Genomic DNA, 21,960 nt, shown 5'->3' with positions numbered 1-21,960 from the left:
GTAGCTCCTGAGTTGGACGTCGTGAAAAAATTATTGGCAGCCAATAAGCACTCAGGGTTAACATGCGGTGATTCCTACATTAACTCTGCCTTAATGCTTTCGACTGAAGATTTGCGTTTCTTCGTTGTCCTTGCATCTTCAGCGTCGCTGGCCGACGCGTCGCGCAAGCTGGATGTCACGCCACCCGCCGTGACACAGCGCTTGAAGCAACTCGAATTGCGGCTGCATACGCGCTTGCTCGATCGATCTGGGCGGCGTCTCGTTCTGACCGACGAAGGTGAGTTGCTTGCGGCCCATGCGCGCAGGATTTGCGGGGAGATCGACGATCTGAGCGACATGCTGTCGTCGAGGCGAAGTACGGTGGCTGGCGCATTGCGTGTGATCGCGCCGCTGGGTTTCGGGCAGCGTTATGTCGCCCCCGTAATTGCCGGGTTTCGTCGTGAGTACCCGGAGGTAACGATCAGCCTCACGCTCTCCGATCGACCCACGCGCATTTCGGATGACATGTGGGAACTCATGATCCACATTGGCGAGATGCGCGACTCGTCACTCGTCAGTAAGTATCTCGCTCCAAACCGTCGCGTGCTTTGCGCCGCACCGCAGTATCTCGCCCGGCACGGTGCGCCGAAGCACCCGGATGACCTGCGCGCGCACGACTGCATCGCGCTGCGCGAAAACGACGAAGACGTGACGATGTGGCGTTTCAGCCCGAGCGGTCGTGGCGCGGCGGCGAACGTCAGGATCGAACCGGCGCTGTCGAGCAATGACGGTGGCACGGTGCGAGACTGGGCGCTCGCGGGCCTCGGCATCATCGTGCGTTCAGAATGGGATGTGGCCGGGCATCTGCAGGCGGGTACGCTTGTGCGCCTGCTCGAGGGCTGGAAGCTGCCCGACGCGGATATCGTGGCGCTGATCAACTCGAGGCATGGGCGCTCGCTGCGGGCGACGCGCTTTTTCGAGTATTTGCGCGCGTCGATGTCGCCGCCGCCGTGGCTCCCTTCGAGTGGCGGCGAGGACAAGCGCGCACGTGCACTGCAAGTGCCACGCGCGACACGCGGCTAAACGCAATCGGGATGCGCGGTGGGGAGCGGGGCTACCACGGCCACGGAACCGACGTGCCCATGTTCGTTTGAACGGCGCGCTCGCGCAATAACCTGGCGAGAGTCAGGTCCTGCAAGGCAAGACCCGTCATATCGAACACGGTAATGTCATCACGCTGGCGCTCGAAGCGGACATTGCCGTTCAACACATCGCCAAGCTCGACTGCTTCGACTTCCTGTGCCCATTGCGCTTCGCCAATTTCCGACGCCTGGCCGGCGTCGTCGACGAAAAGGCGCGCGCGCTTCAGAAGACCGTCCGGCAATTCTCGTTTGCCCTTAGTGTCCGCGCCCACGCAGGTGAGATGAGTGCCGGGCCGCACGGCGTCGGCGTCGAACAATGGACCTTTGCCCGGTGTTGCGGTGATGACGATATCGCTTTGCTCAACGGCGTCGTTACTGTCCTTCACGTGTGAGATATCGCAGTGCTCGCGGAATTGTGATTCGAATGAATCGTTAACCTCCCCATTCGAAGTAACGTAGCGAACCCGGTCGATTGAGGGGAAGAGGCGCAACGCGAACGTCAACTGAATGCGCGCCTGCACGCCGGTGCCGAACACGCACACGCTCGTGCTGTCGGGACGGGCGAGTTGCTCGAGCCCCAAACCGCCCGCTGCGCCCGTGCGCATTGTCGTAATGGCATTCCCGTCGATCACGCAGGTGGGACGCCCCGTGAGCGGATCAATCAGCATGATCGTGGCCTGATGAGGCTCGCCGCCAATCTTCCGGTTGTCTGGCCAGAAGCCCGCGGCCTTGAAACCGAGCAGCGCTTGCGTCTCGACATCGCCGGATTTGATCCCGAAGATGCCGCTACGAAGCCGTTCGCGCACGACCTGGAAAACCCGGCCTTCCCGCTGGCTGTGCAGGACGAATGCTTCGCGCGTTGCGGCAAGTGCGTCTTGCTGGGTCAGCAGGGACTCGACGGCATGCTTGTCGAGAAGCAACAGGGTTTGATGTCGCGTGGTCTTGCTCATAGGGGACTCGGGTTGCGTCGCGAGGGGGCGAACCCGAGTATCGCGGCTCCGCGCGGCAATCGGGTTAACCGCTTCTAAGTTTGCGGTTAACGTCGACGTTAATGCCGTTTTGCGCGGTCAAGGGTAGGCTCGCAATACAGAGAGCAAGTTTTTGCATTGGATTTTCACACACTCGCTGGTTGCGCTGGGCGTGTTCTTTAAAAAGAAATGTGCAAAATTTCATGCAATATCCCTTGGTATTCATTTACCTGTCGCTTTCCTAAGTAAAAGCCACCATTTTCTGCCTTCCCTGTTTTTCCAGAGCGGTGCGCGGTGGACGTCACGTCGTCTGAAGTATCGTTCCGCTTAATTCATTCTCAAGGCGGCATTGGCAATGTCTCGTTCTCAATGAAGCGCGGCGCATCAAGACCCAACTGCCAGGTTCGTTATGCTGCACACAAAAATTATCAGACGATTTGCGCATGGCTGTCCCGGGACAGCAAATAAACAACAATCGGTAACGAATCTCTGTGCCTCAATGCAATGACACGCTACGCTCCCGTTCACGGTCTTGTTGTTCGAGCGTGGGAAAATTTTCCCAGTTTGCTTACCAACTACTTTGGACTGCTAATGAAAAAAATACTTATTTCCGGCACCGCTGGCGCACTTTTCGCTGCCGCGGCGTCGTCGGTATTCGCGCAAAGCTCGGTCACGCTGTACGGCATCGTCGATGAAGCCATCCGTTATCAGACGAATGCCGGCCCGGGTGGCGACGACCAGGTTGCCATGACGTCCGGCCCGGAAACCCACAGCCGCTGGGGCTTAAGGGGCAGTGAGGATCTGGGGGATGGCTGGTCCGCAATCTTCCGCCTCGAAAACGGCTTCGAAGCCTTCAATGGGCAACTACACGTCCCCGGTACATTGTTCAGTCGGCAAGCTTTCGTGGGCCTTTCGAACAAAACGTGGGGCTCTCTGACCTTTGGCAGGCAATATGCGCCGGCCTACGACACCCTGGGCGATATCTTCGACCCGCTGACCGTTGGCAACTATTGGCAAAACAGCTGGATGTATAACGGCATCGGCCCTTATCTCGAAGTCAACAACTCGGTGAAGTACAAGGGCAGCTTTTCGGGCCTGGATATCAATGCCCTTTACGGCTTTGGCAATCAGCCGGGAGCGCTCGGTCTCGGCGCCACCTATGCCGTGGAACTGACGTATACCTACGGCCCTGCCATGCTCAACGCAGGCTTCCAGCAGGTCTCCGTTCCGACATCTGCGACTGGCTCTTCGGTTGGCACGAGTGTCGGCAGCTCAATCAATGGCGCCAAGAGCAACTTCATGCACGTCAGCGGCGCGTTTCAGGTCAACCACGAAATCCGCCTCCTGGCCGGCTGGCTGCGGGGGCAGGACCGGACGGGTTTGACTGACCTCTACATGCAGCAATCTGGCGCGCCGACGTTGAACGGTCCAGGTAGCCCCAACCGTATCGACGACACCTGGTACGCAGGTGTGAACTGGCACGCCATGCCTTCGCTGCTGTTCACGTTCGCCTACTACTACGGGCAGACGCGCAATGCTGAACTGCTCGACGGCACGCTCGGCAGGGGTGTGAATCAATCGGCTACCGTTCTCGCCGAATACTCGTTCACGAAGCGCACGGAAGTCTACGGGATCACGGACTTTGCGCGTGGCACAGGTGCGTTCTCTGCCGACTACCCGGGCGGTGTCAACGGCGAGGGCGTTCCGACCAACACCATTGGCCGGACCAATCAGTTGGGGGTAGCGGTCGGACTTCGCACGATGTTCTAAAGACGCGTTCATACCCGCCGACGCGGATGTCGCGTCCGGTGCGCGGGCCAGCGTAACAGCGTCGGCCCGCGCTCCCTTTTTCTTCGACGAGGCGGGTTTCTCGCTTCGATGCTGCCTCTCAGGCCATTTCCACGAGTGTCGCAGTCACGTCCAAAAGCGGCCGTTCTAATTTAAGCCAAGCGCTTTCAGGCGACGGTAGAGCGTCCGCTCGCTCCACCCTAGATGCAATGCGAGCGCCTTGCGAGTGCCGGAGAACGCTCTTGCAACGTCCACCAGGTCTGCATCGGACAGTGCGGGCGATGAACGTGCTCGCGTGCGCCGCTCGACCGCATCGGCGTGTTCCATCGTGCCTTTCAGTATGTTTTCCGGCAAATGCTCGGGGCGAATGACCCCATCATCGGAAAAGAGGCACGCGCGCTCGAGCACGTTGCGCATTTCACGAATATTGCCCGGCCATGGGTAAGCTTCTAGCGTCGCGATGGCCTCGCGACTGGCCGTGAGCTTGTGGCCCCGTGCGCGGCCGACGCCATCGCCTGCGTTGCCGATGCGCTGGAGAATCGAATCGACGAGAAGCGCGATGTCGTCACGACGCTCGCGCAATGCGGGCAACTGGATTGGGAACGCGCTGATCCGATAGTACAAGTCCTGCCGGAATCGCCCATCGTGCGTCATGTCGAGCAAAGGCTTGTGGGTTGCCGCAACAAGACGGAAGTCCGAGTGCAAGGTCTCGGTGCTGCCTACCCGGCGAAACGTGCCCGTTTCGATCAGGCGCAAGAGCTTCACCTGCATCGAGAGCGGCACATCGCCGATTTCATCCAGAAACAGCGTGCCGCCCTGTGCCGTCTCGACCAGCCCGGGCTTTCTCGTCATCGCGCCCGTAAATGCGCCTTTCTCGTAGCCGAAGAACTCGCTCTCGAACAGCGACTCCGCGATGCCTGAGCAATCGACGACGACAAGCGGACCCTGCGCACGCGGGCTCGCCTCATGGAGTGCCGCGGCAAAGAGCTCTTTGCCTGTTCCGGATTCGCCTAGCAGCAGCACCGGCAGCTTTGACGGCGCAACGCGCTGAAGCGCGGCGATCGCGTTGTTGAACGCGACCGAGCGTCCGACGAGCCCGTCCGCACTCGGTTTTGCCGACGCGCTGCGAACCGTCACGAGCCGCTCGACGTACGCAATAACTTCCTGCTGCGCGCCGAAGATCGGACGCAGTTCGACATCGACATGCTCGGGGCCACGCGGCGTGTGGTGAATGTGCAGCACGCGATCCGGGCCGCGCTGCTCCAGCGCGCGCTTCATCGGACAGTGCTCCCCCGCCTGGTCACAGGGAACGTCGTAATGGTGCGAAATCTGATAGCACTTGTGGCCCAGATGCGGCGCACCGGCAACGCCAAACTGACGCTGGTAGGCCGTATTCGCCGCAAGAATCCGGTATTGCGGATCCAGCACGATCATCGGCTGAGGGTCGTGCTCGAGGTATCCGACGAGCGCGGCCACGTCCGGCGCCGGTTCGTCGCCCGAGACCGTCGATAACGAGTCTGTGCCGAGGATGGGGATGTGCGATTTCATGCGAAAGCATTCGGAAGAGGTTCTCACTATAGCCGATCACTGCCAACTCTGCCAGATCACTGCCAAATGTGGCAGTGGCAGCCATGCAGCAGACCAATCGTCGTCCGCGATGTCTCGACGATGATCAATCAATATCCTTTAGCGTCAGTGACTTGCGATCAATTCGCCGACACACATGAGCAGATGGCATGGAGCTTGTATAAGGGCTGGCTCCCATTGATCTGCACCGAGGATACGGCGATGACGACTGCGAGCCCATTGTCCATCGAGGGCTTCTTCGACCCGAAGACGTCCACGGTCAGCTATGTGCTGACCGATACTGACACGCGCGAGTGCGCATTGATCGACAGCGTGCTGGATTTCGATCCGAAGTCCGGGCGCACCTGCACGGCAAGCGCAGACAAGCTTGTTGCGCGCGTTCGCGAGCTAGGCCTGAACGTACGATGGCTGCTCGAGACCCATGTGCATGCCGACCACCTGTCTGCCGCGCCTTATCTGAAGGAAAAGGTCGGCGGCGAGATCGCAATTGGCGCCGAAGTGATCCGTGTGCAAGAGGTCTTCGGCAAGCTCTTTAACGCCGGCCTCGATTTCAAACGCGACGGCAAGCAGTTCGACCGGCTGCTCGCCGATGGCGATGAGTTCGAAATCGGCGGCCTGAAAGCGCGGGCGATGCATACGCCCGGCCACACGCCCGCCTGCATGACCTACGTGGTGGGCGACGGCCAGGAGACAGCCGCATTTGTGGGCGACACGCTGTTCATGCCCGACTACGGCACCGCGCGCTGCGACTTTCCCGGCGGCGATGCGCGGGCGCTCTTTCGCTCGATCAACCGGGTCCTGAGCTTGCCCCGCGAAACGAAACTCTATATGTGCCACGACTATCAGCCAGGCGGGCGCGAACTGCAATTCGTCAGCACGGTCGACGAGCAGCGCGAGCGCAACATCCACGTTCGCGACGGTACGAGCGAAGCGCATTTCGTTGCGATGCGCACGGCGCGCGACGCGAAGCTCGACATGCCTCAGCTGATTCTGCCGTCGGTGCAGGTCAACATGCGCGCCGGACAGCTGCCCGAGGCCGAGGAAAACGGCGTTTCGTATATCAAGATTCCGGTGAACGGCCTTTGAGGCGTTGCATCGGGAAATCGGAATTCGTGGAGAAAAGCATGGAATTCAGAAGGCTGACGGACGACCTGTCCGTATCGCCGCAAATTACGGTGAAGGATCTGGCGGCGGTTCGCGCGGCGGGGTACCGCGCGATCATTTGCAATCGCCCCGACGGGGAAGGCGCGGACCAGCCGACCTTCGTCGAAATCGAGCGAGCTGCGCGCGAACGCGGGATAGCGGCCTTTTACCTGCCCGTCGAATCGGGCAAGGTAAGCGACGACGACTCCGTGAAATTCGGCGACCTCATGCGAAAGCTCGACAAACCCGTGCTCGCCTATTGCCGCACGGGGATGCGCGCTGCGACGCTGTGGGGACTGTCGGAGGCACCGTCGAAACCCCTGCCGGACATTCTCGGCGCCGCGCAGGCGGCCGGTTATGAACTGGGCGCGCTGACTCGCCGCATCGTCAATGGCGGCAAGGTACCGGTGCAAGTGGCGACTGCAAGCCACGACATCGTCATTGTCGGCGCGGGTGCCGCAGGCCTCGCCACCGCCGCCAGCCTCCTTGCGCGCGACAAATCGCTCGACATTGCGATCATCGATCCCGCTGGCACGCATTACTACCAGCCCGGCTGGACGATGGTGGGCGGCGGCATATTCAAACCGCAGGCAACGACACGTGAGATGGCGGCCGTCCTGCCGGGCAAGGTTCACTGGATCAAGGCAGGCGTCGCAGCATTCGAACCCGACAATCACGCTGTGATTCTTGAAGGATGCCGCGTGGTGCGGTATCGAAAACTGGTCGTGTGCCCTGGGCTCAAGCTTGATTGGGGCGCGATTCCCGGTCTTCCGGAAACGCTTGGGCGCAACGGCGTGACGTCCAACTATCGCTACGACCTCGCACCTTATACGTGGCAACTCGTGCGCGAGATGAAGCGCGGCCGTGCCATCTTCACGCAGCCGCCGATGCCGATCAAGTGCGCGGGCGCACCGCAAAAGGCGATGTACCTGTCGTCGGATTACTGGCAGCGCTCAGGCCGGCTGCAAGAGATCGAGGTTCAGATGTTCAATGCGGGCGCCGTTCTGTTCGGCGTCGCCGACTACGTGCCGGCCTTGATGGAGTACGTCGAGCGATACGGCATCGATCTCAACTTCGGTTACAACCTCATCGAGATAGATGGTCCGCGCAAGCGTGCCACCTTCCGCCGTGCGTTGCAGGACGGCACGGTCGAAGCGGTCACCCATGACTTCGACATGATCCACGTCGTTCCTCCGCAGAAGGCGCCCGATTTCATTCGCGTGAGCCCGCTGGCGGATCAAGCCGGCTGGGTCGACGTCGATCAGAACACGCTGCGCCACAAGAAGTTCGCCGACGTCTTCGCGCTAGGCGATGTGACCAATGCACCCAATGCAAAAACAGCAGCGGCTGCGCGCAAGCAGGCCCCCGTCGTCGCCCACAACGTGCTCGCGAGTCTCGGCAAGGCACAGGGGCAAGCCGCTTATGACGGCTACGGCTCGTGCCCGCTCACGGTCGCGCGCGGCAAGATCGTGCTCGCGGAGTTTGTGTACGGCGGCAAGCTTGCACCGTCGTTCCCGGCCTGGCTGATCGATGGAAAGCGCCCGTCACGACTGGCGTGGCTGCTGAAGGAGCGCGTGTTGCCTCCGCTCTACTGGCGCGCCATGCTCAAGGGCCGTGAGTGGCTGGCCAGGCCGGAAATAGTCGGCTGAGTACTGAGCAAGCATCCCGAGCGTGCCGAATAACGCCGGCTGCGGCCGGTGTTGCGACCTAATCCTCTTTTCAAGCACTCATGCTCACTTCACTGATACTTGGCGCCCTCGTCGGCGCTGTACTTGGCCTGACCGGTGCAGGCGGCGGTATTCTCGCGGTTCCCGCACTGGTAGTGGGAATGGGCTGGCCGATGCAGCAAGCATCGCCGGTCGCACTGATCGCGGTTGCTGGAAGTGCGGCGATTGGCGCCGTCGAGGCTTTCCGGCGCGGTCTCGTGCGCTATCGTGCGGCACTGCTGATGACGTTCGCCGGCGTGCCGTTGACCACGCTTGGCGCCAACCTCGCGCACAAGCTGCCGCAACAATTGCTGATCGAACTCTTTGCGGGCGTGATGCTGCTCGTTGCGATTCGCCTGCTCACTCAGGCGTTACGCCGCAGGCCAACGGAGCAGGCGATGCCGCCGTCCAGAATCGGCCAGGTGGACCCACGCACGGGGCGCCTCCTGTGGAACTGGACAACCGGCGCCGCGCTCGCGGGAACGGGTGCACTGACAGGCTTGATGACGGGTCTACTGGGGGTGGGTGGCGGTTTCGTCATCGTGCCGATGTTGCGAAAGTTCACGAATGTGTCGATGCACGGCATCGTTGCCACGTCGCTGATGGTCATCGCCATGGTCGGCAGCGGCGGCGTTGTGTCGACGATACGAGCCGGCGTGTCGCCGCCGCTTATGCTCACGCTGCTGTTCAGCGTCACGACGGCGCTCGGGATGATCGTGGGGCGCGGCGCATCGCGTTATCTGGCCGCGCGGCATGTGCAGATCGGCTTTGCCGGCGTGCTGGTCTGCGTTTCACTGGGGATGATGATGAAAGCCTGGATTAACCCATGAGCAACCGGGCTGCTCAGGTCGGTGTGGGCTGCGACGCGGAATTCCGTTGCTCGACCCAGTCAACCGGGAGTCGTCCGCGACAAGCCGTGATGCGCACATGGTTGCATCGGCGCATCACCTCGTCCGCCTCAGTTTTGCTGTGTTTGCGTCAAATCCCGTGCGTGGCGAGACTGTTGCGACCAACGAAGGTTGCGCTCGGGCCGCAAAAGGGAACCATTAAAGTCCAAAGTTAAAGTTTTATGGTTCCCGCACCACTAGACGCCGCGCCGCCTGACCGGCCTATTGGCGAAGCAAGGCCATCATCGCGCCGAAGCCAACGAACACCCCGCCCGTCACACGATTGAAGGCTTTCGCCACGCGCCGGCTTTTGAGCGTCGCGCCGATGCGCGTGCCGAAACCCGCATAAACGAGATACCAGCTCACTTCGCACACGGCGAAAGTCGCAACGAGCACGCCGAACTGCGGCAGCACGGGGCGGGTCGCGTCGATGAACTGCGGCAGGAGCGCCGCCGCGAAAAGGATCGCCTTCGGGTTGCTGCCGCCGACGAAAAAGCCGTTGCGGTAGAGCGCAAGCGGCGAGCGCACGGGGCGCGCGGCCACACGCTCGGCAATGTCGGCGGCGGCCTCGGGCACGGGCGCGCCCCAAGCCTTGATGCCCAGATAAACGAGGTACGCGGCGCCGATGAATCGAAGCGCGTTGAACATGGTCGGCCACGCCTGCAGGAACACGCCGAGTCCGGCTGCGGAGACGGCCAGCATCAGGACCAGTGCGGAAAGGCAGCCGGCCATGGTTGCGCTCGTGCGGCGCAATCCGTACTGCGCGCCGTGCGACATGATGAGCAACATGTTGGGACCAGGAATGGCGCAGACGACGAAGACGGTGACGAGGAACAGCCACCAGGTATGCAGATTCATTGCAGCGGCGAAGTGTAAGAGGGCTGGAAAACGGCGAAGGGTGAATTATGCCAGCGGACGCCGCGTGCCTGGTTGCGGCCCCCAGGCTGGAGCAAGGCGAGCAGCGGACCAAAGCGCGGGCCAAAGTGCAACGCGGGAAAAAGAAAAGCCCGCAGCGATTGCGGGCTGAATCCATATCAGGAGGAGACATGGAGGAGACAATTTCACTATAGTCAAACTATTGACTCGTCGCAATATACGTTCGTATATGGAATCGTTAATCATTGTCAGATTAATGAGTTAGTGATTGATGCGGCCATTCACCAGGCACACAATGAAGCGGCGCGCTCGCTGGATGGAAGGTGCGGCGCACGGGAGGCGAGACATCGCCTCGTCAGCCCGGAGCGGGTTTCAACTGGAGGGGTGATATGGGCATTCTGGACAAGGTCGGAGAAATTGCCGGTGCGGTGGCCGCAGTGGAAGGCGCCGAGAAGCTCGATCCAAATGCGGGCTTTCTGACCAAGGCGGCAGCGGCGGTTGCCGGTTTCGAGGGCGCCAAGGAAGTCGAGCAGCTAGTCGAAAAGAAGGAAGAGGAAAAGCCTGCCGACGACAACACCGCGCAGTCCGCGGACGGGTCGGATCAGCAGGCGTGAGCGCTTTGCCGCGCGCGTGACGGATCGACCGGGGAGTGGCTACGCGAGTGGCAATTCAGATACAGGAAAGCCGCGGCTGAAGAGCCGCGGCTTTTTCATTGGCGCGCCGGGGGCGCGCTAGCGGGTAGAGGCCGGCGATGCACGATAAACGAAGCCGAGCGCGATAACCGCTACCGTGAAGCCGAGTGCGACGAAACACACGCCGCTCCAGCGCGCCGAGGCCCACGCCGCGCCGGCCATGAGCGCGCCGCCCGCGCCGCCGATAAAGAACATTCCCACGAAAATCGCGTTGAGCCGCCCGCGCGCGACGGGGTTTAGGAGGTTGATGGCGCGCCGCCCTAGTGTCTGGTCGGCGATCACGCCCGCATCGAGCGAGGCTGCGCCCGCAACGAGCAGACCCAGCGCCAGCACGGGGTGCGCGGCGGGCGAAAAGCCACCCCAGCCCGCGCCCGCCACACCCAGCAGCACGACCGCGCCGAGCATCGTCGCGTGCGCCGCGAATTGGACCGCGCGCCCCGCGCCACGGTCGCCCAGCCGGCCCGCGAGCGGTGTGACGATCGCGCCGCTCGCGCCGGCCAGCGCAAATGCGGCAATGCCGTTCATGCCCAGCGAAAACGGCGGCTGCGACAGCAGCAGCGCAACGGCGGTCCAGAACGCCGAGAACGCCCCCAACGCGAGCGACGCGAGGAAAGCGCTGCGCCGCAGAACGCGTTCGGTGCGCAGCAACGTCCAGAGCGAATAGAGCAGATCGACGTAGCGTGCGGTCACGGCCGGCATGCGGCGAGGCGTGCGCAGGAAGAGAACCACGGCGAGCACGCCATCCGCTGCCGCTTCGATCCCGTAGAACGCACGCCAGCCCAACGTTCCCGCTATCAGGCTGGCAAGCGGCCGCGACAGCAGAATGCCCAGCATCAGGCCGCTCATCACATTGCCTACCGCCTGCCCGCGATGACTTTCGGGCGCCATCGAGGCGGCCATCGGTACGAGCATCTGGATCACGCTGGAGGTCGCTCCCGCGAGGAACGCAGCGGCGAGAAAGAGTGGGCCCGAGCGCGCCAGCGCCGCGAGGGCGAGAAAGGCGGAGCAGGCAAGCAGTGTGCGGAAAATCAGGCGCCGGTTTTCGAGCAGATCACAAAGCGGCACGAGCAGCAGCAGGCCGGCGGCGTAGCCAAGCTGCGGCAGCATGGCGACCGCGCCGACGAACGCCGGGCGCAGATGCAGCGAATGGCTCACGAGCCCGGCGAGCGGCTGAGCCGCCGAGAGATTGACGACGATCACGCCGACAGCGGCGGCGAAGAACAGTGTCATCGGCAGCGTGAGCGTGGCGTGACTCGCGGGGGTGGCTTCGCGCGCCATCACGCGCGTACAGGTTTCAGCGGGGTGCTCCATCGATTGGCTCCGCAACGTGGCAGGTCCAGGTATCGTAGGGAGCCTCACGTTATGCGACAATTGAATTATCGCGATAATCTTTATGCGGAGTCGTTGTGAACACGCGAGATCTGGAAGCCTTCGTGGCGGTGGTCGAAAGCGGCTCGCTCGTGCGGGCTTCGGAGCGGCTCTTCCTCACGCAGCCGGGCCTTACGCGCCGCGTGCAGAACCTGGAGACGACGCTCGGCGTCGAGTTGCTCGACCGCCAGAGCAAGCCCCTCAAACCCACGGCTGCTGGCAACGAGGTGTACAGCCTCGCGCGCTCGGTCCTGAGAGCGGTCGACGACCTGATGTCGGTCGCTTCGCCGGAGACCGAACCCACTGGCGAGCTCAAGCTCGGTGTGCCGCCGTTTCTCTCGGAGCTGGCGCTCGAGCAGCCCGTTGATCAATTGCGTGGCGAGTTTCCGAAGCTGACGCTGCGGGTGAGGGCGGGCTGGTCGCCGGGGCTGCTCGACGAAGTCGAGCGCGCACGGCTCGATGCGGCGGTCATCCTGCTGCCCGCCGCCGTTGCGCCGCCGGAGAGTGTCGTCGCGACCCAGCTTGGCTATACGCCGACCCTCGTCGTCGCGGCGCGCTCGTTCGGCTTGCCCGACGAGCCCACCACGCTCGCCGCGCTCGCGCATCACCCGTGGGTGCTGAACCAGGACGGCTGCGGGATGCGCTCGGCGCTGAGCCGCGCCATGGGCATGGCGGGTTTGCCGTTCAACGTGGCGGTCGAGGCGTTCGGCTCGGAGCTGCAGCTTTCGCTGGTCGCACGCGGTATGGGCGTCGGGCTCGCCGCGCCGCAGGCGCTCGCGCGCAGTCCGCTGCGCGACCAGCTGCAGGTCATCGACGCGACCGACTTCCGCTCGGGCCTGAACGTGTGGCTCGTGCACGGGGCGCTGCCGGGGCGCCTCGTGCGGCCGGTCGCGCTCATTCGCGAAGCGCTGGCAAACAAGCTGGAGACGGCCGACATGGCGTGACGGCCTGGCGCTCAGGCGTGCGCGGCTGCGCCGCCGCTGCTGCCGATCGCGTCGAGTTCCGTGAGCACTTCGTCGTCCAGATCGATCTGCGCCGCCGCCACGTTTTCACGCAGATGCGAAAGCGTGGACGTGCCCGGAATCAGCAGAATATTGGGCGAGCGCCGCAGGAGCCACGCGAGCGCGAGCGCCATCGGCGTGACGTCGAGGCGAGCGGCGATCGACGCAAGCGCCGACGACTGGATCGGCGTAAAGCCGCCGAGCGGAAAGAACGGCACGTAGGCAATGCCCTGCGCGGCCAGTGCGTCGATCAGCGCGTCGTCGTCGCGGTGCACGAGGTTGTAGTGGTTCTGCACGCACACAATGGGCGCGAGCCGTTGCGCCGCCGCGATCTGCGCAGCGGTGGCGTTGGACATGCCCACGTTGCGCACGAGGCCGCGCTCGCGCAACCGGGCAAGCGTTTCGACCTGCTTTTCCACGGGCCCTTCGGAGGGCTTGTGAACATCGCCCATGATGCGCAGGTTGACCACGTCGAGTGCTTCGAGGCCCAGATTGCGCAAGTTGTCGTGCACGGCGCGCTCGATGTCGGCGGGCTCGAGAGCCGGTAGCCAGGCACCCTTGTCGTCGCGCACGGCGCCCACCTTGGTGACGATCGTGAGGTTTTGCGCATAAGGGTGCAGCGCTTCACGGATGATCTGGTTCGTCACGTGCGGGCCGTAGAAGTCGCTCGTGTCGATGTGATCGACGCCCAGCGCCAGCGCCTCGCGCAGCACCGCGACGGCCTGCGCCCGGTCCTTCGGGGGCCCGAACACGCCGGGCCCGGCCAGTTGCATGGCGCCATAGCCCATGCGGTTCACCTGACGGCCGGCCAGTTCATACGTGCTTGCGGGTTTGCGGTTCGGCATTGCGCACTCCTCGGTTGACGAATGCCCGCAGTATGGGCGCGCTCGAATTGTCCGATAATCCCGTCTGATCAGAACAGGCTGTACATAATTTCGAACAGTGCGTTCGAGCAGTGCGAGGTGAACGATGCCGATGGAAATGAACGATCTGGCCGCTTTCGTTTCAGTGGCGCGCGCGGGTGGCTTTCGCGATGCCGCGCGCGTGGGCGGCGTCTCGGCGTCGAGCCTGAGCGCCGCAGTGCGCAGGCTGGAGGCGAAGCTCGGACTGCGCCTTTTGAACCGCACCACGCGTAGCGTCGCGCCGACCGAGGCGGGCCAGCGGCTGCTCGAATCGATCACGCCGCTCTTCAGCGAGATGGAAGCGGCGCTCGACGTGCTCAACGGCTACCGCGAAAAGCCCGCGGGCACGCTCAAGCTGAACGTGCCCGCAAGCGCGGCGCGGACCATCTTGCCCGGCGTGCTCGCGCCGTTTCATCGCGCGTATCCCGAGATCCGCGTGGAAGTGGTGGTGGAGGACGGCTTCGTCGACGTGCTGCAGATCGGCTGCGACGCCGGTATCCGCTATGACGAGCGGCTCGAGCAGGACATGATCGCGATTCCCATCGGCCCACGCGTGGAGCGCTTCGCGACGGCCGCTTCGCCCGCGTATCTCGCGGCGCGCGGGCAGCCCGAACATCCGCGCGAGCTGCTCGGGCACGCCTGCCTGCGCGTGCAGTTCGCGGGCGGCGCGCTGCCGCTCTGGCATTTCGAGCGCAATGGCGAAGTGTTGCGCCTCGACCCGCCCACGCCGCTCGTCGTGCGTCCCGGCGCCGCGCTCGACTTGCTGATCAACATGGCGCTCGACGGCGTCGGCGTGGTGTATCTGTTCGAGGAGATGCTGCTGCCGCATATCCGAAGCGGCGCGCTCGTGCGCTTGCTCGACGACTGGGACGTCTCGTTTCCAGGGCCCTTTCTCTACTATCCGGGAAGGCGGCACCTGCCGGCGCCGTTGCGCGCGTTCGTCGACTTCGTTAAGGCGCACGCGCAAGACGATTCGGCCTCCTGAGCATGTGCCGAGGCGCTCACGTCGCTCACGTGGCCCACTCGGGATGATGCGGCGTTTCGCCGTCATCGGTGAGCCAGGGCACGTCGCGCGAGGTCCAGATATCGAACTCGGGGCGTGCACCGGGGTCGTCATCGAGCGTGGCGACGCGCAAGATCACATGCGGCTGCACGGGACGCTCGGCCAGGATCGGACAGGGCGCCGCGCGCAACGGTGGCGCGGCGCGCAGCCAGTATAAGGGCGCGATTGGGCCCGAAATCGCATTTTCGGACTTTGCCAATGTTCATGACGATGAGACGTCCATAGATTGAGCGATGTCGCGCCGCAAGCGCTTTGCCTTTCATGAGATCGCCGATGAACCTGTCCCTAGCTCGCACACCGTCCGCAGACGCCGCCTGGCATGACGCCTTGTCGGCGCACACGGCGGGCCGGCACGAGAGCGCGCTCGGCGCGCTCGAACGCGTGCTGGACGCCGAGCCCGCCGACGCAAGGGCCCTGGAGCTGGCAGCCCGCACGCTCGCCGGCGACGCCCGGCACCGCGCGTCGCCACCGTTTGCCACGCCCGAGGCGCAGGCCGACGCGTACGTCGCACTCGGCGCGTGGTTGTACCGTCGCGGACATTTCGCGGCCGCCTGCCACGCGTACCGGCGCGTACTGTCGATCCGCCCCGGCGACCTGCCCGCGCGCGCCAACCTCGCCCTCGCGCTGATGAACGACGCCCGCGCCGATGAAGCCGAAGCCGAGCTTTCACGCGCGCTGGAGATCGATCCGCATCATGCCGCGGCGCTGCTCAATCAGGGCGTGCTGATGTGGCGTCTGGGCCGCCTCAAGCAAGCCGAAGCCGCGTATCTTGCGGTGCTCGGGCAGCATCCGGATCACGTCGCGGCATGGAACAATCTGGGCCTGCTGTACAAGGAGATGAACCGCCTGCCCGACTCGGAGGCCGCATGCCGCCGGGCGCTCGCGCTTGACGACAGCCATGCCGAAGTCCACAACAACCTGGGTAACGCGCTCTGGCAACTCGGCCAGGTCGAGGCGTCGATCGAGCCGTATCAGCGCGCACTCGCGCTGCGTCCCGACTACGCGGCGGCGCGCGTGAACCTGGCGTTGCCGCTGCTGCGTCTGGGCGCGTACGAGGCGGCGTGGCCGTTGTACGAAGCGCGCCACGATCCGTCGATCGGCGAGGGCGGCGTCGGCCGGCCGCCCGTGCCGTATCCGCAGTGGCAAGGCGAACCGCTCGCGGGCAAGTCGATTCTCGTGTGGCCCGAACAGGGGCTCGGCGACTGCCTGCAATTCTGCCGCTATGTGCCGATGCTCAAGGCCCTGGGCGCGGCGCACGTGAGCATTGCCTGCGCGCCGGCGCTCACGCGGTTGTTCGAAACGCTCGCGGGCGCCGACCGCGTGATCCCGTTGAACGGCCAGGGGCGTATCGAGCGCCACGACTTCTGGTGCCTGACGATGAGCCTGCCGCTGCGCTTTGGCACCGCGGTCGCGTCGATTCCGGCGCGCGTGCCGTATCTGCATGCGCACGCGCCGCAGGCGCAGGCGTGGCGCGCCCGGCTGCCCGCGGGCGCCCTGAAGGTCGGGCTCGTGTGGGCCGGCAATCCGCGCGAGGGCGAGGCGAGTTCAAACGCCATCGACCAGCGCCGCTCGCTCGACGCGCGCGCGTTCATGCCGCTGCTGGGCACGCCGGGCGTGACGTTCGTGAGCCTGCAACTCGGCGCGACGACGCGGCCACAACTCGCCGGGATTCCCACTGACTTGCGTCCGTTCGACCCGATGGACGGCGTGCGCGATTTCGCCGATACCGCCGCGATCGTCGCGAATCTCGATCTCGTGATTACCGTGGACACCTCGATGGCGCACCTGGCCGGAGCGCTCGGCAAGCCGGTGTGGGTGCTGTCGCGCTATGCGGCGTGCTGGCGCTGGCTCGGAGACCGGGAAGATTCGCCGTGGTATCCAACGGCGCGGATTTATCGCCAGGGCGAGAACGGCGCCTGGGGCGATGTCCTGCAGCGTGTGGAAAAAGCGCTCGCCGCGCTGGCGGAGCAGCACGCGCAAGCATAGGTTGGCCAGGTTCTGGCGTGGGCTGTCGCGCCGCTGGCTGGCAACCTCTTAGCGGCTCCTGGACCTTTCTCGGTGTGCTGGCATTGCTGCACTGGCACCACCACGGCGCGTTGCCGCAGACCTCGCGCAACGCGCTTGAGCGTGGTGTTTGAGCGCGTTTAAGCGCGCTTCATGCCGTACTCGACGAACGTGCGGCACAGCAACTCCATGCCTTTCGCGTCCTCTTCGTCGAAGCGCGCGAGATGCGGGCTGTCCACGTCCCAGACGCCGATCAGCTCGCCGTCCGGCGTGACGAGGGGCACGACGATTTCCGACTGCGAAGCCGAATCGCACGCAATATGTCCCGCGAACGCGTGCACGTCGGGCACCACCTGGGTTTGCCGCGTGGCCGCTGCGGTGCCGCACACGCCCTTGCCGATGGGAATGCGCACGCACGCCGGCTTGCCCTGGAACGGACCGACCACGAGCTCGGTGCCGTCGAACGAATAGAAGCCCGCCCAATTCAGCCCTTCGAGCGAATGAAACACGAGCGAAGCGAAGTTTGCCGCGTTCGCAATGACGTCGGTTTCGCCTTCGATCAGCGAGCGCGCCTGCGCAGCGAGCGATTCGTAGAGGGCGGGTTTGTCGGAGGGAAGGGTGTCGGAAAGCGAGAACATAAGTCGGTCGATCAGGATATGCGCCGGTCCAGCGAAAGGCGCGGTGGAGCCAAACGAGAGTGTAGGCGAGATCGGGCATCGGCAGGAAATCGCCGGACGCTGAATTCAGGCTCGTGCATGGACCGTGGCGCGCACTCGTGCGATTATTCACGTTTCGTGTTGAATCTATCCACGCCTGCGGGGCTGGTCGCGCGCCGTTTTTCAGGCATGCTGGCGCATCGCGACAGACAGAAACGGAGAACGCAGCATGAGCAAGACATTCAAAATCGCCGCCATTGCCGGTGACGGCATTGGCCAGGAAGTGATGCCCGAGGGCGTGCGCGTTGTCGAGGCGGCGGCCGCGAAGTTCGGCCTGAAGCTCGAATTCACGCATTTCGACTGGGCAAGCTGCGACTACTATCTGCAGCACGGCAAGATGATGCCCGACGACTGGTTCGCCACGCTCAAGGGCTTCGATGCGATCTATTTCGGCGCGGTCGGCTGGCCCGACAAGGTGCCCGATCACATTTCGCTGTGGGGCTCGCTGCTGAAGTTCCGCCGTGAGTTCGACCAGTACGTGAACCTGCGCCCGGTGCGTCTGTTGCCGGGCGTGCCGTGTCCGCTCGCCAACCGCAAGCCTGGCGACATCGATTTTCTCGTGGTGCGCGAGAACACCGAGGGCGAGTACAGCTCGGTGGGCGGCAGGATGTTCGAAGGCACCGAGCGTGAGTTCGTGTTGCAGGAGTCGGTGTTCACGCGCCACGGCGTGGACCGCATTCTCAAGTACGCGTTCGAGCTTGCGAACCAGCGCAAGCGCAAGCAGCTCACGGCGGCCACGAAGTCCAACGGCATCTCGATCAGCATGCCCTACTGGGACGAGCGCGTGGCGGCCATGGCGCAGACGTATCCCGACGTGAAGTGGGACAAGCAGCACATCGATATTCTGTGCGCGCGTTTTGTACTGCAGCCGGATCGCTTCGACGTGGTTGTCGCATCGAACCTCTTCGGCGACATTCTTTCGGACCTCGGCCCGGCATGCACGGGCACGATCGGTCTGGCGGCATCGGCGAACCTGAACCCCGAGCGCAAGTTTCCCTCGCTGTTCGAGCCGGTGCACGGTTCCGCTCCCGACATCTTCGGCAAGAAGATCGCGAACCCCATCGCGATGATCTGGTCGGGCGCGATGATGCTCGACTTCCTCGGCAACGGCGACGCGCAATACAAGGCCGCGCACGACGCGATCATGCAGGCGATCGAGAAGGTGCTGGTGGAAGGCCCGCGCACGCCCGACATGGGTGGCACGGCGAACACGACTGTGCTGGGCGAAGCGGTAGCCGCCGCGCTGTGACGCACATGCCGGACGCACCGAAAGCGCCGAAGTCCGTAGCGTCGCCCGAACTCGACGACTTGCGCGTGTTCTGCATGGTCGCGCGCAAGGCGAGTTTCAGTGCGGCGGCCGAAGCGCTTTCGGCGTCGCCGGCTTATGTGAGCAAGCGCGTGGGCGTGCTCGAGGCGCGTCTCGGCACGCGTTTGTTGCACCGCTCGACGCGGCGCGTCGCGATGACCGAGGCGGGCGAGCGCGTGTATGCATCGGCCGGCAAGATCCTCGACGACGTCGAGCGGCTCGTGGACGACGTCTCCACCGCGCGGCGCATTCCGCGCGGCACATTGCGCGTGTCGAGCAGCTTCGGCTTTGGCCGCAATTTCGTCGCGCCTGCGCTCGCGAGTCTTTCCGAGCGGTATGCGCAACTGAGCGTGCGGCTCGAACTGTTCGACCGGCTCGTCGACGTGGCGGGCGAGGGCTTCGACCTCGACGTGCGTATCGGCGACGAGATCGCCGGCCATCTGATCGCGCGGCGTCTTGCCACGAACTATCGCGTGCTATGCGCGGCGCCCGCGTATCTCGCGCGGCGCGGCGCGCCCCGGGAAGTCGCCGATCTTGCAGAGCATGCGTGTCTCGCGATCAAGGAACGCGATCATCCGTTCGGCGTATGGCGCTTGAACGTGCATGGCGAAACGGTTTCGGTGAAGGTGGCCGGGCCGCTCTCCACCAATCACGGCGAGGTGGCCGTGCAGTGGGCGCTGGCGGGACGCGGCATCGTGCTGCGCTCGATGTGGGATGTCGCGCCATTGCTGGAAAGCGGGCGCTTGCAGCGCGTGCTGCCCGGCGTCACGCAGCCGGCCAACGTCTGGGCCGTGTACCCGGCGCGGCTCGCGCAGTCTGCGAAAGTGCGCGTGTGCGTGAATCATCTGGAGGAAACGTTCGCGCGCATCGGCATTTCCGTGCCTGCGAGCGAGGATGAGAGCGGGGGCTAGCGAGTGTTAGAGCGTGTTGGGCACCAGGCTCCTGGTGTCCGGGTCATAGTAGCAGGCGAAATGTTCAATCATGGATAGGCTCTGCATATCGACCGGTTGAATCCACAATCCCCATAGGCCATTCGTGGCTGTGTTTGCCGCCTATTCTCCAATTTCTGGGTCAATTTTATATAACGTCCAATCCGATACGACGGTAGTTTGTTTGAGTCGCTCAATTTACGAGACGTCGAGCGTGAAGATTTCAAATTTTCTCGTCCGATCTCGTGCCATCAGTATGCCGCTGTGCGTTTCCCCATATCGCGCTCATGATGATCTAGATATGCCGTATGCTGCATTCGTCAATCATCCGACGGTGGAGTCAGGCATTACATCGAAAGTATCGAATTCGACAAGTATTTCAGCGCCTAGCGTTGCGGTGAACATTGCTATTGGCTTTGGGTTGTGATTTTCTTTGCCGAAGTATGACTTTTCGAGCATGCCGAGTGCTCGCGCGTATTCTTCGACACTGTAGTCTGTCAGTATCTTTGCATTGTAGATGATGTTCTGAATCAGAAAATCGTTCATAAGACACCGGGATACGCCTTTGAAAAGCACACGGGCGCGTGTTTTTCTGTCATCGAACATCAACGTCAGTTCCACAATTCCGGCATTCATATCTGCTGAGACGCCCCTCAAATACCAATCGTGGAAATGGTTCCATGCCGTCAGTATGGTGTCTGTCATGTCGCTGCCGTTCATGAGGATGGGCGGACATAGGGCTGCAGGTCGCGGACGACGACTTGCGCACAGGTGAGTCGAATGTCTAACCCGACGTTCGGCACCAGGTCTAGCTTGAGCAATCCGCCTTCGGCTTTGGTAAGCGACATTTCCATTATGGTGGCTTCCTCAAGCATTGCGTTTATGTCAATCTCTGCGGTTCGCACGTCAAGACAGTCAAGGAAAACGACGTAGTCGCGCGTTCGCCCTGCAGGAGGCGGTCCATAGCGGTCGTGAAGCACTTCCAGTTGCACATCTACCAGGTCGCGCGTTCGCGTACCGGGCATTGGAAGCCCGTCAGCACCTTCGCGCGTTTCTCGCCGACGAATCATGCAAAAAGAGCGAACGGCCGAATCATGAAACGACGTATACGTTCCCAGTACACGCTTTAGCATGTCGCTTCGGGTTGCCAATTCCCAGCCCCAAGTCTGTTCCGGTTTATTCATCGCCTTCTCTTCATTCGCAGTTAATTGGAGACATCGGGAGGTGAGCGTTGTCCCGCTTCCCATCGGAGAAATTATGACCATGTGGTTCGCCGTGGCTCGCGTGATATTGAGCACAGAGGTTGCCATTCGAATCGAAGTAGTCCACATCCACGCCGTTAGGATTCGTGCGATAGCCACCGGGCTCGTTGCCCGTCAAGCGGACGCCACGCGCCGCGAACTGCTGAGTGTCATCACTTGAGCTATCTGGTTGATAGTCGAATGGCTGAGAGTCGCTGAGCGACGTCGACTCACATTCGGTGGTGCCGCTGTCCGAAACATCGTCGCCGCTGGCCAATGCGCCTGCCGCCGTCTTAACGAACCCCAAGAGTCCTGCGCCTCCACCTTCTCCGCTGGTACTCGCGGCACTACTCACAGCCTGTGTTAAGCCGCGAGCGGCTTTGGCTACCTGCGAGGGCGCATCGAATGCCGTAGACAGGACCGACCCTGCGCCAGCCGTTTTTCCCTCCTGTGCGGCCTTGAACGAGACCCACTGATCCCATGTCAATGGACGGTTCGCGTTTCCCCCGCCTGATGCACTGGCTGACTGCCAGAACTGCGGTGCTGGCGTGAGCCGGAACACGCGCGGGCGCTGCGTCCACTCCCTGTCCATATACGGCACAAGGCGACCACTGCGCACCACATCGCACAAAACGCGCCGGACATCGTCGTTGGTCTGTGGA

At 63.3% G+C, this 21,960-nt stretch carries 20 protein-coding genes and 1 pseudogene; 11 read left to right on the top strand and 10 right to left on the bottom strand.

Annotated features, from left to right (window positions below; genetic code table 11):
- Nucleotides 1-21 precede the first annotated feature (21 nt).
- Nucleotides 22-1,062: a LysR substrate-binding domain-containing protein gene (locus tag U5A57_RS08585; RefSeq protein WP_321910395.1), complete on the top strand. Its 1,041-nt coding sequence runs from the start codon at nt 22-24 to the stop codon at nt 1,060-1,062.
- 31 nt (nt 1,063-1,093) lie between these two features.
- Here the strand turns inward: U5A57_RS08585 and U5A57_RS08580 are convergent, their stop codons facing one another.
- On the bottom strand, nt 1,094-2,071 hold the full coding sequence (locus U5A57_RS08580; protein WP_321909900.1) for an ornithine cyclodeaminase family protein: 978 nt from the start codon (nt 2,069-2,071) through the stop codon (nt 1,094-1,096).
- Between the two features lie 609 nt (nt 2,072-2,680).
- Between U5A57_RS08580 and U5A57_RS08575 the strand changes: the two genes are divergently transcribed.
- Nucleotides 2,681-3,859, top strand: coding sequence for a porin (locus U5A57_RS08575; RefSeq protein ID WP_321909898.1), 1,179 nt, complete (start codon nt 2,681-2,683; stop codon nt 3,857-3,859).
- A 165-nt stretch (nt 3,860-4,024) separates the two neighbouring features.
- On the opposite strand, the gene U5A57_RS08570 is transcribed toward U5A57_RS08575, so the two are convergent.
- Nucleotides 4,025-5,413, bottom strand: coding sequence for a sigma-54 interaction domain-containing protein (locus U5A57_RS08570; RefSeq protein WP_415765462.1), 1,389 nt, complete (start codon nt 5,411-5,413; stop codon nt 4,025-4,027).
- Nucleotides 5,414-5,665: 252 nt separating this feature from the next.
- On the opposite strand from U5A57_RS08570, the gene U5A57_RS08565 reads away from it, so the two are divergent.
- The 3 genes from U5A57_RS08565 to U5A57_RS08555 all read left to right on the top strand — a co-directional run bounded on the left by U5A57_RS08565 (nt 5,666) and on the right by U5A57_RS08555 (nt 9,143).
- Nucleotides 5,666-6,550 (top strand): MBL fold metallo-hydrolase, encoded by an 885-nt coding sequence (locus U5A57_RS08565; protein WP_321909893.1) that lies wholly within the window; start codon nt 5,666-5,668, stop codon nt 6,548-6,550.
- A gap of 38 nt (nt 6,551-6,588) precedes the next feature.
- Nucleotides 6,589-8,256: a TIGR01244 family sulfur transferase gene (locus U5A57_RS08560; RefSeq protein WP_321909891.1), complete on the top strand. Its 1,668-nt coding sequence runs from the start codon at nt 6,589-6,591 to the stop codon at nt 8,254-8,256.
- Between the two features lie 80 nt (nt 8,257-8,336).
- Nucleotides 8,337-9,143 carry a sulfite exporter TauE/SafE family protein gene (locus U5A57_RS08555; protein WP_321909890.1) on the top strand — a complete coding sequence of 269 codons (807 nt, stop codon included), beginning with the start codon at nt 8,337-8,339 and terminating at the stop codon, nt 9,141-9,143.
- A 279-nt stretch (nt 9,144-9,422) separates the two neighbouring features.
- Here the strand turns inward: U5A57_RS08555 and U5A57_RS08550 are convergent, their stop codons facing one another.
- Nucleotides 9,423-10,058, bottom strand: coding sequence for a LysE family translocator (locus U5A57_RS08550; RefSeq protein ID WP_321909888.1), 636 nt, complete (start codon nt 10,056-10,058; stop codon nt 9,423-9,425).
- 407 nt (nt 10,059-10,465) lie between these two features.
- Here U5A57_RS08550 and U5A57_RS08545 point away from each other — a divergent pair, with 407 nt between their 5' ends.
- Complete coding sequence (locus U5A57_RS08545; protein WP_321909886.1) at nt 10,466-10,690, top strand: hypothetical protein; 225 nt, start codon at nt 10,466-10,468, stop codon at nt 10,688-10,690.
- 117 nt (nt 10,691-10,807) lie between these two features.
- Here the strand turns inward: U5A57_RS08545 and U5A57_RS08540 are convergent, their stop codons facing one another.
- Nucleotides 10,808-12,079 carry an MFS transporter gene (locus tag U5A57_RS08540; protein WP_415774592.1) on the bottom strand — a complete coding sequence of 424 codons (1,272 nt, stop codon included), beginning with the start codon at nt 12,077-12,079 and terminating at the stop codon, nt 10,808-10,810.
- Nucleotides 12,080-12,174: 95 nt separating this feature from the next.
- Between U5A57_RS08540 and U5A57_RS08535 the strand changes: the two genes are divergently transcribed.
- A complete protein-coding gene (locus U5A57_RS08535; protein WP_321909885.1) occupies nt 12,175-13,080 on the top strand; it encodes a LysR family transcriptional regulator in 906 nt (301 codons plus the stop codon).
- Nucleotides 13,081-13,091: 11 nt separating this feature from the next.
- Here the strand turns inward: U5A57_RS08535 and U5A57_RS08530 are convergent, their stop codons facing one another.
- The gene (locus U5A57_RS08530) at nt 13,092-13,982 is read right to left on the bottom strand and encodes an aldo/keto reductase family oxidoreductase (RefSeq protein ID WP_321909883.1); all 891 of its coding nucleotides are present in this window, start codon (nt 13,980-13,982) and stop codon (nt 13,092-13,094) included.
- 130 nt (nt 13,983-14,112) lie between these two features.
- On the opposite strand from U5A57_RS08530, the gene U5A57_RS08525 reads away from it, so the two are divergent.
- Nucleotides 14,113-15,024 carry a LysR family transcriptional regulator gene (locus tag U5A57_RS08525; protein ID WP_321909881.1) on the top strand — a complete coding sequence of 304 codons (912 nt, stop codon included), beginning with the start codon at nt 14,113-14,115 and terminating at the stop codon, nt 15,022-15,024.
- 25 nt (nt 15,025-15,049) lie between these two features.
- Here U5A57_RS08525 and U5A57_RS08520 read toward each other — a convergent pair whose 3' ends face one another.
- The gene (locus U5A57_RS08520) at nt 15,050-15,301 is read right to left on the bottom strand and encodes a hypothetical protein (RefSeq protein WP_321909879.1); all 252 of its coding nucleotides are present in this window, start codon (nt 15,299-15,301) and stop codon (nt 15,050-15,052) included.
- Between the two features lie 74 nt (nt 15,302-15,375).
- Here U5A57_RS08520 and U5A57_RS08515 point away from each other — a divergent pair, with 74 nt between their 5' ends.
- A complete protein-coding gene (locus U5A57_RS08515; protein WP_321909877.1) occupies nt 15,376-17,088 on the top strand; it encodes a tetratricopeptide repeat protein in 1,713 nt (570 codons plus the stop codon).
- A 158-nt stretch (nt 17,089-17,246) separates the two neighbouring features.
- Here the strand turns inward: U5A57_RS08515 and U5A57_RS08510 are convergent, their stop codons facing one another.
- A complete protein-coding gene (locus U5A57_RS08510; protein WP_415765383.1) occupies nt 17,247-17,744 on the bottom strand; it encodes a GAF domain-containing protein in 498 nt (165 codons plus the stop codon).
- A 247-nt stretch (nt 17,745-17,991) separates the two neighbouring features.
- Between U5A57_RS08510 and U5A57_RS08505 the strand changes: the two genes are divergently transcribed.
- Both U5A57_RS08505 and U5A57_RS08500 read left to right on the top strand, forming a co-directional pair.
- Nucleotides 17,992-19,071 carry a tartrate dehydrogenase gene (locus U5A57_RS08505; protein ID WP_321909875.1) on the top strand — a complete coding sequence of 360 codons (1,080 nt, stop codon included), beginning with the start codon at nt 17,992-17,994 and terminating at the stop codon, nt 19,069-19,071.
- 5 nt (nt 19,072-19,076) lie between these two features.
- Nucleotides 19,077-20,039, top strand: coding sequence for a LysR substrate-binding domain-containing protein (locus tag U5A57_RS08500; RefSeq protein ID WP_321909873.1), 963 nt, complete (start codon nt 19,077-19,079; stop codon nt 20,037-20,039).
- Between the two features lie 342 nt (nt 20,040-20,381).
- On the opposite strand, the gene U5A57_RS08495 is transcribed toward U5A57_RS08500, so the two are convergent.
- The 3 genes and pseudogenes from U5A57_RS08495 to U5A57_RS08485 form a co-directional block, all read right to left on the bottom strand.
- Nucleotides 20,382-20,777 (bottom strand): hypothetical protein, encoded by a 396-nt coding sequence (locus U5A57_RS08495; RefSeq protein ID WP_321909871.1) that lies wholly within the window; start codon nt 20,775-20,777, stop codon nt 20,382-20,384.
- Nucleotides 20,774-21,241 carry an Imm50 family immunity protein gene (locus U5A57_RS08490; protein ID WP_321909869.1) on the bottom strand — a complete coding sequence of 156 codons (468 nt, stop codon included), beginning with the start codon at nt 21,239-21,241 and terminating at the stop codon, nt 20,774-20,776. The genes U5A57_RS08495 and U5A57_RS08490 overlap by 4 nt, the downstream gene beginning before the upstream one ends.
- A 10-nt stretch (nt 21,242-21,251) precedes the next feature.
- A pseudogene (locus tag U5A57_RS08485) lies at nt 21,252-21,960 on the bottom strand (hypothetical protein); the annotation flags it as partial.

This window comes from Paraburkholderia sp. J11-2, from assembly GCF_905220185.1.
GTDB lineage: Bacteria > Pseudomonadota > Gammaproteobacteria > Burkholderiales > Burkholderiaceae > Paraburkholderia.
This window is presented reverse-complemented; position numbering and strand designations above follow the sequence as displayed.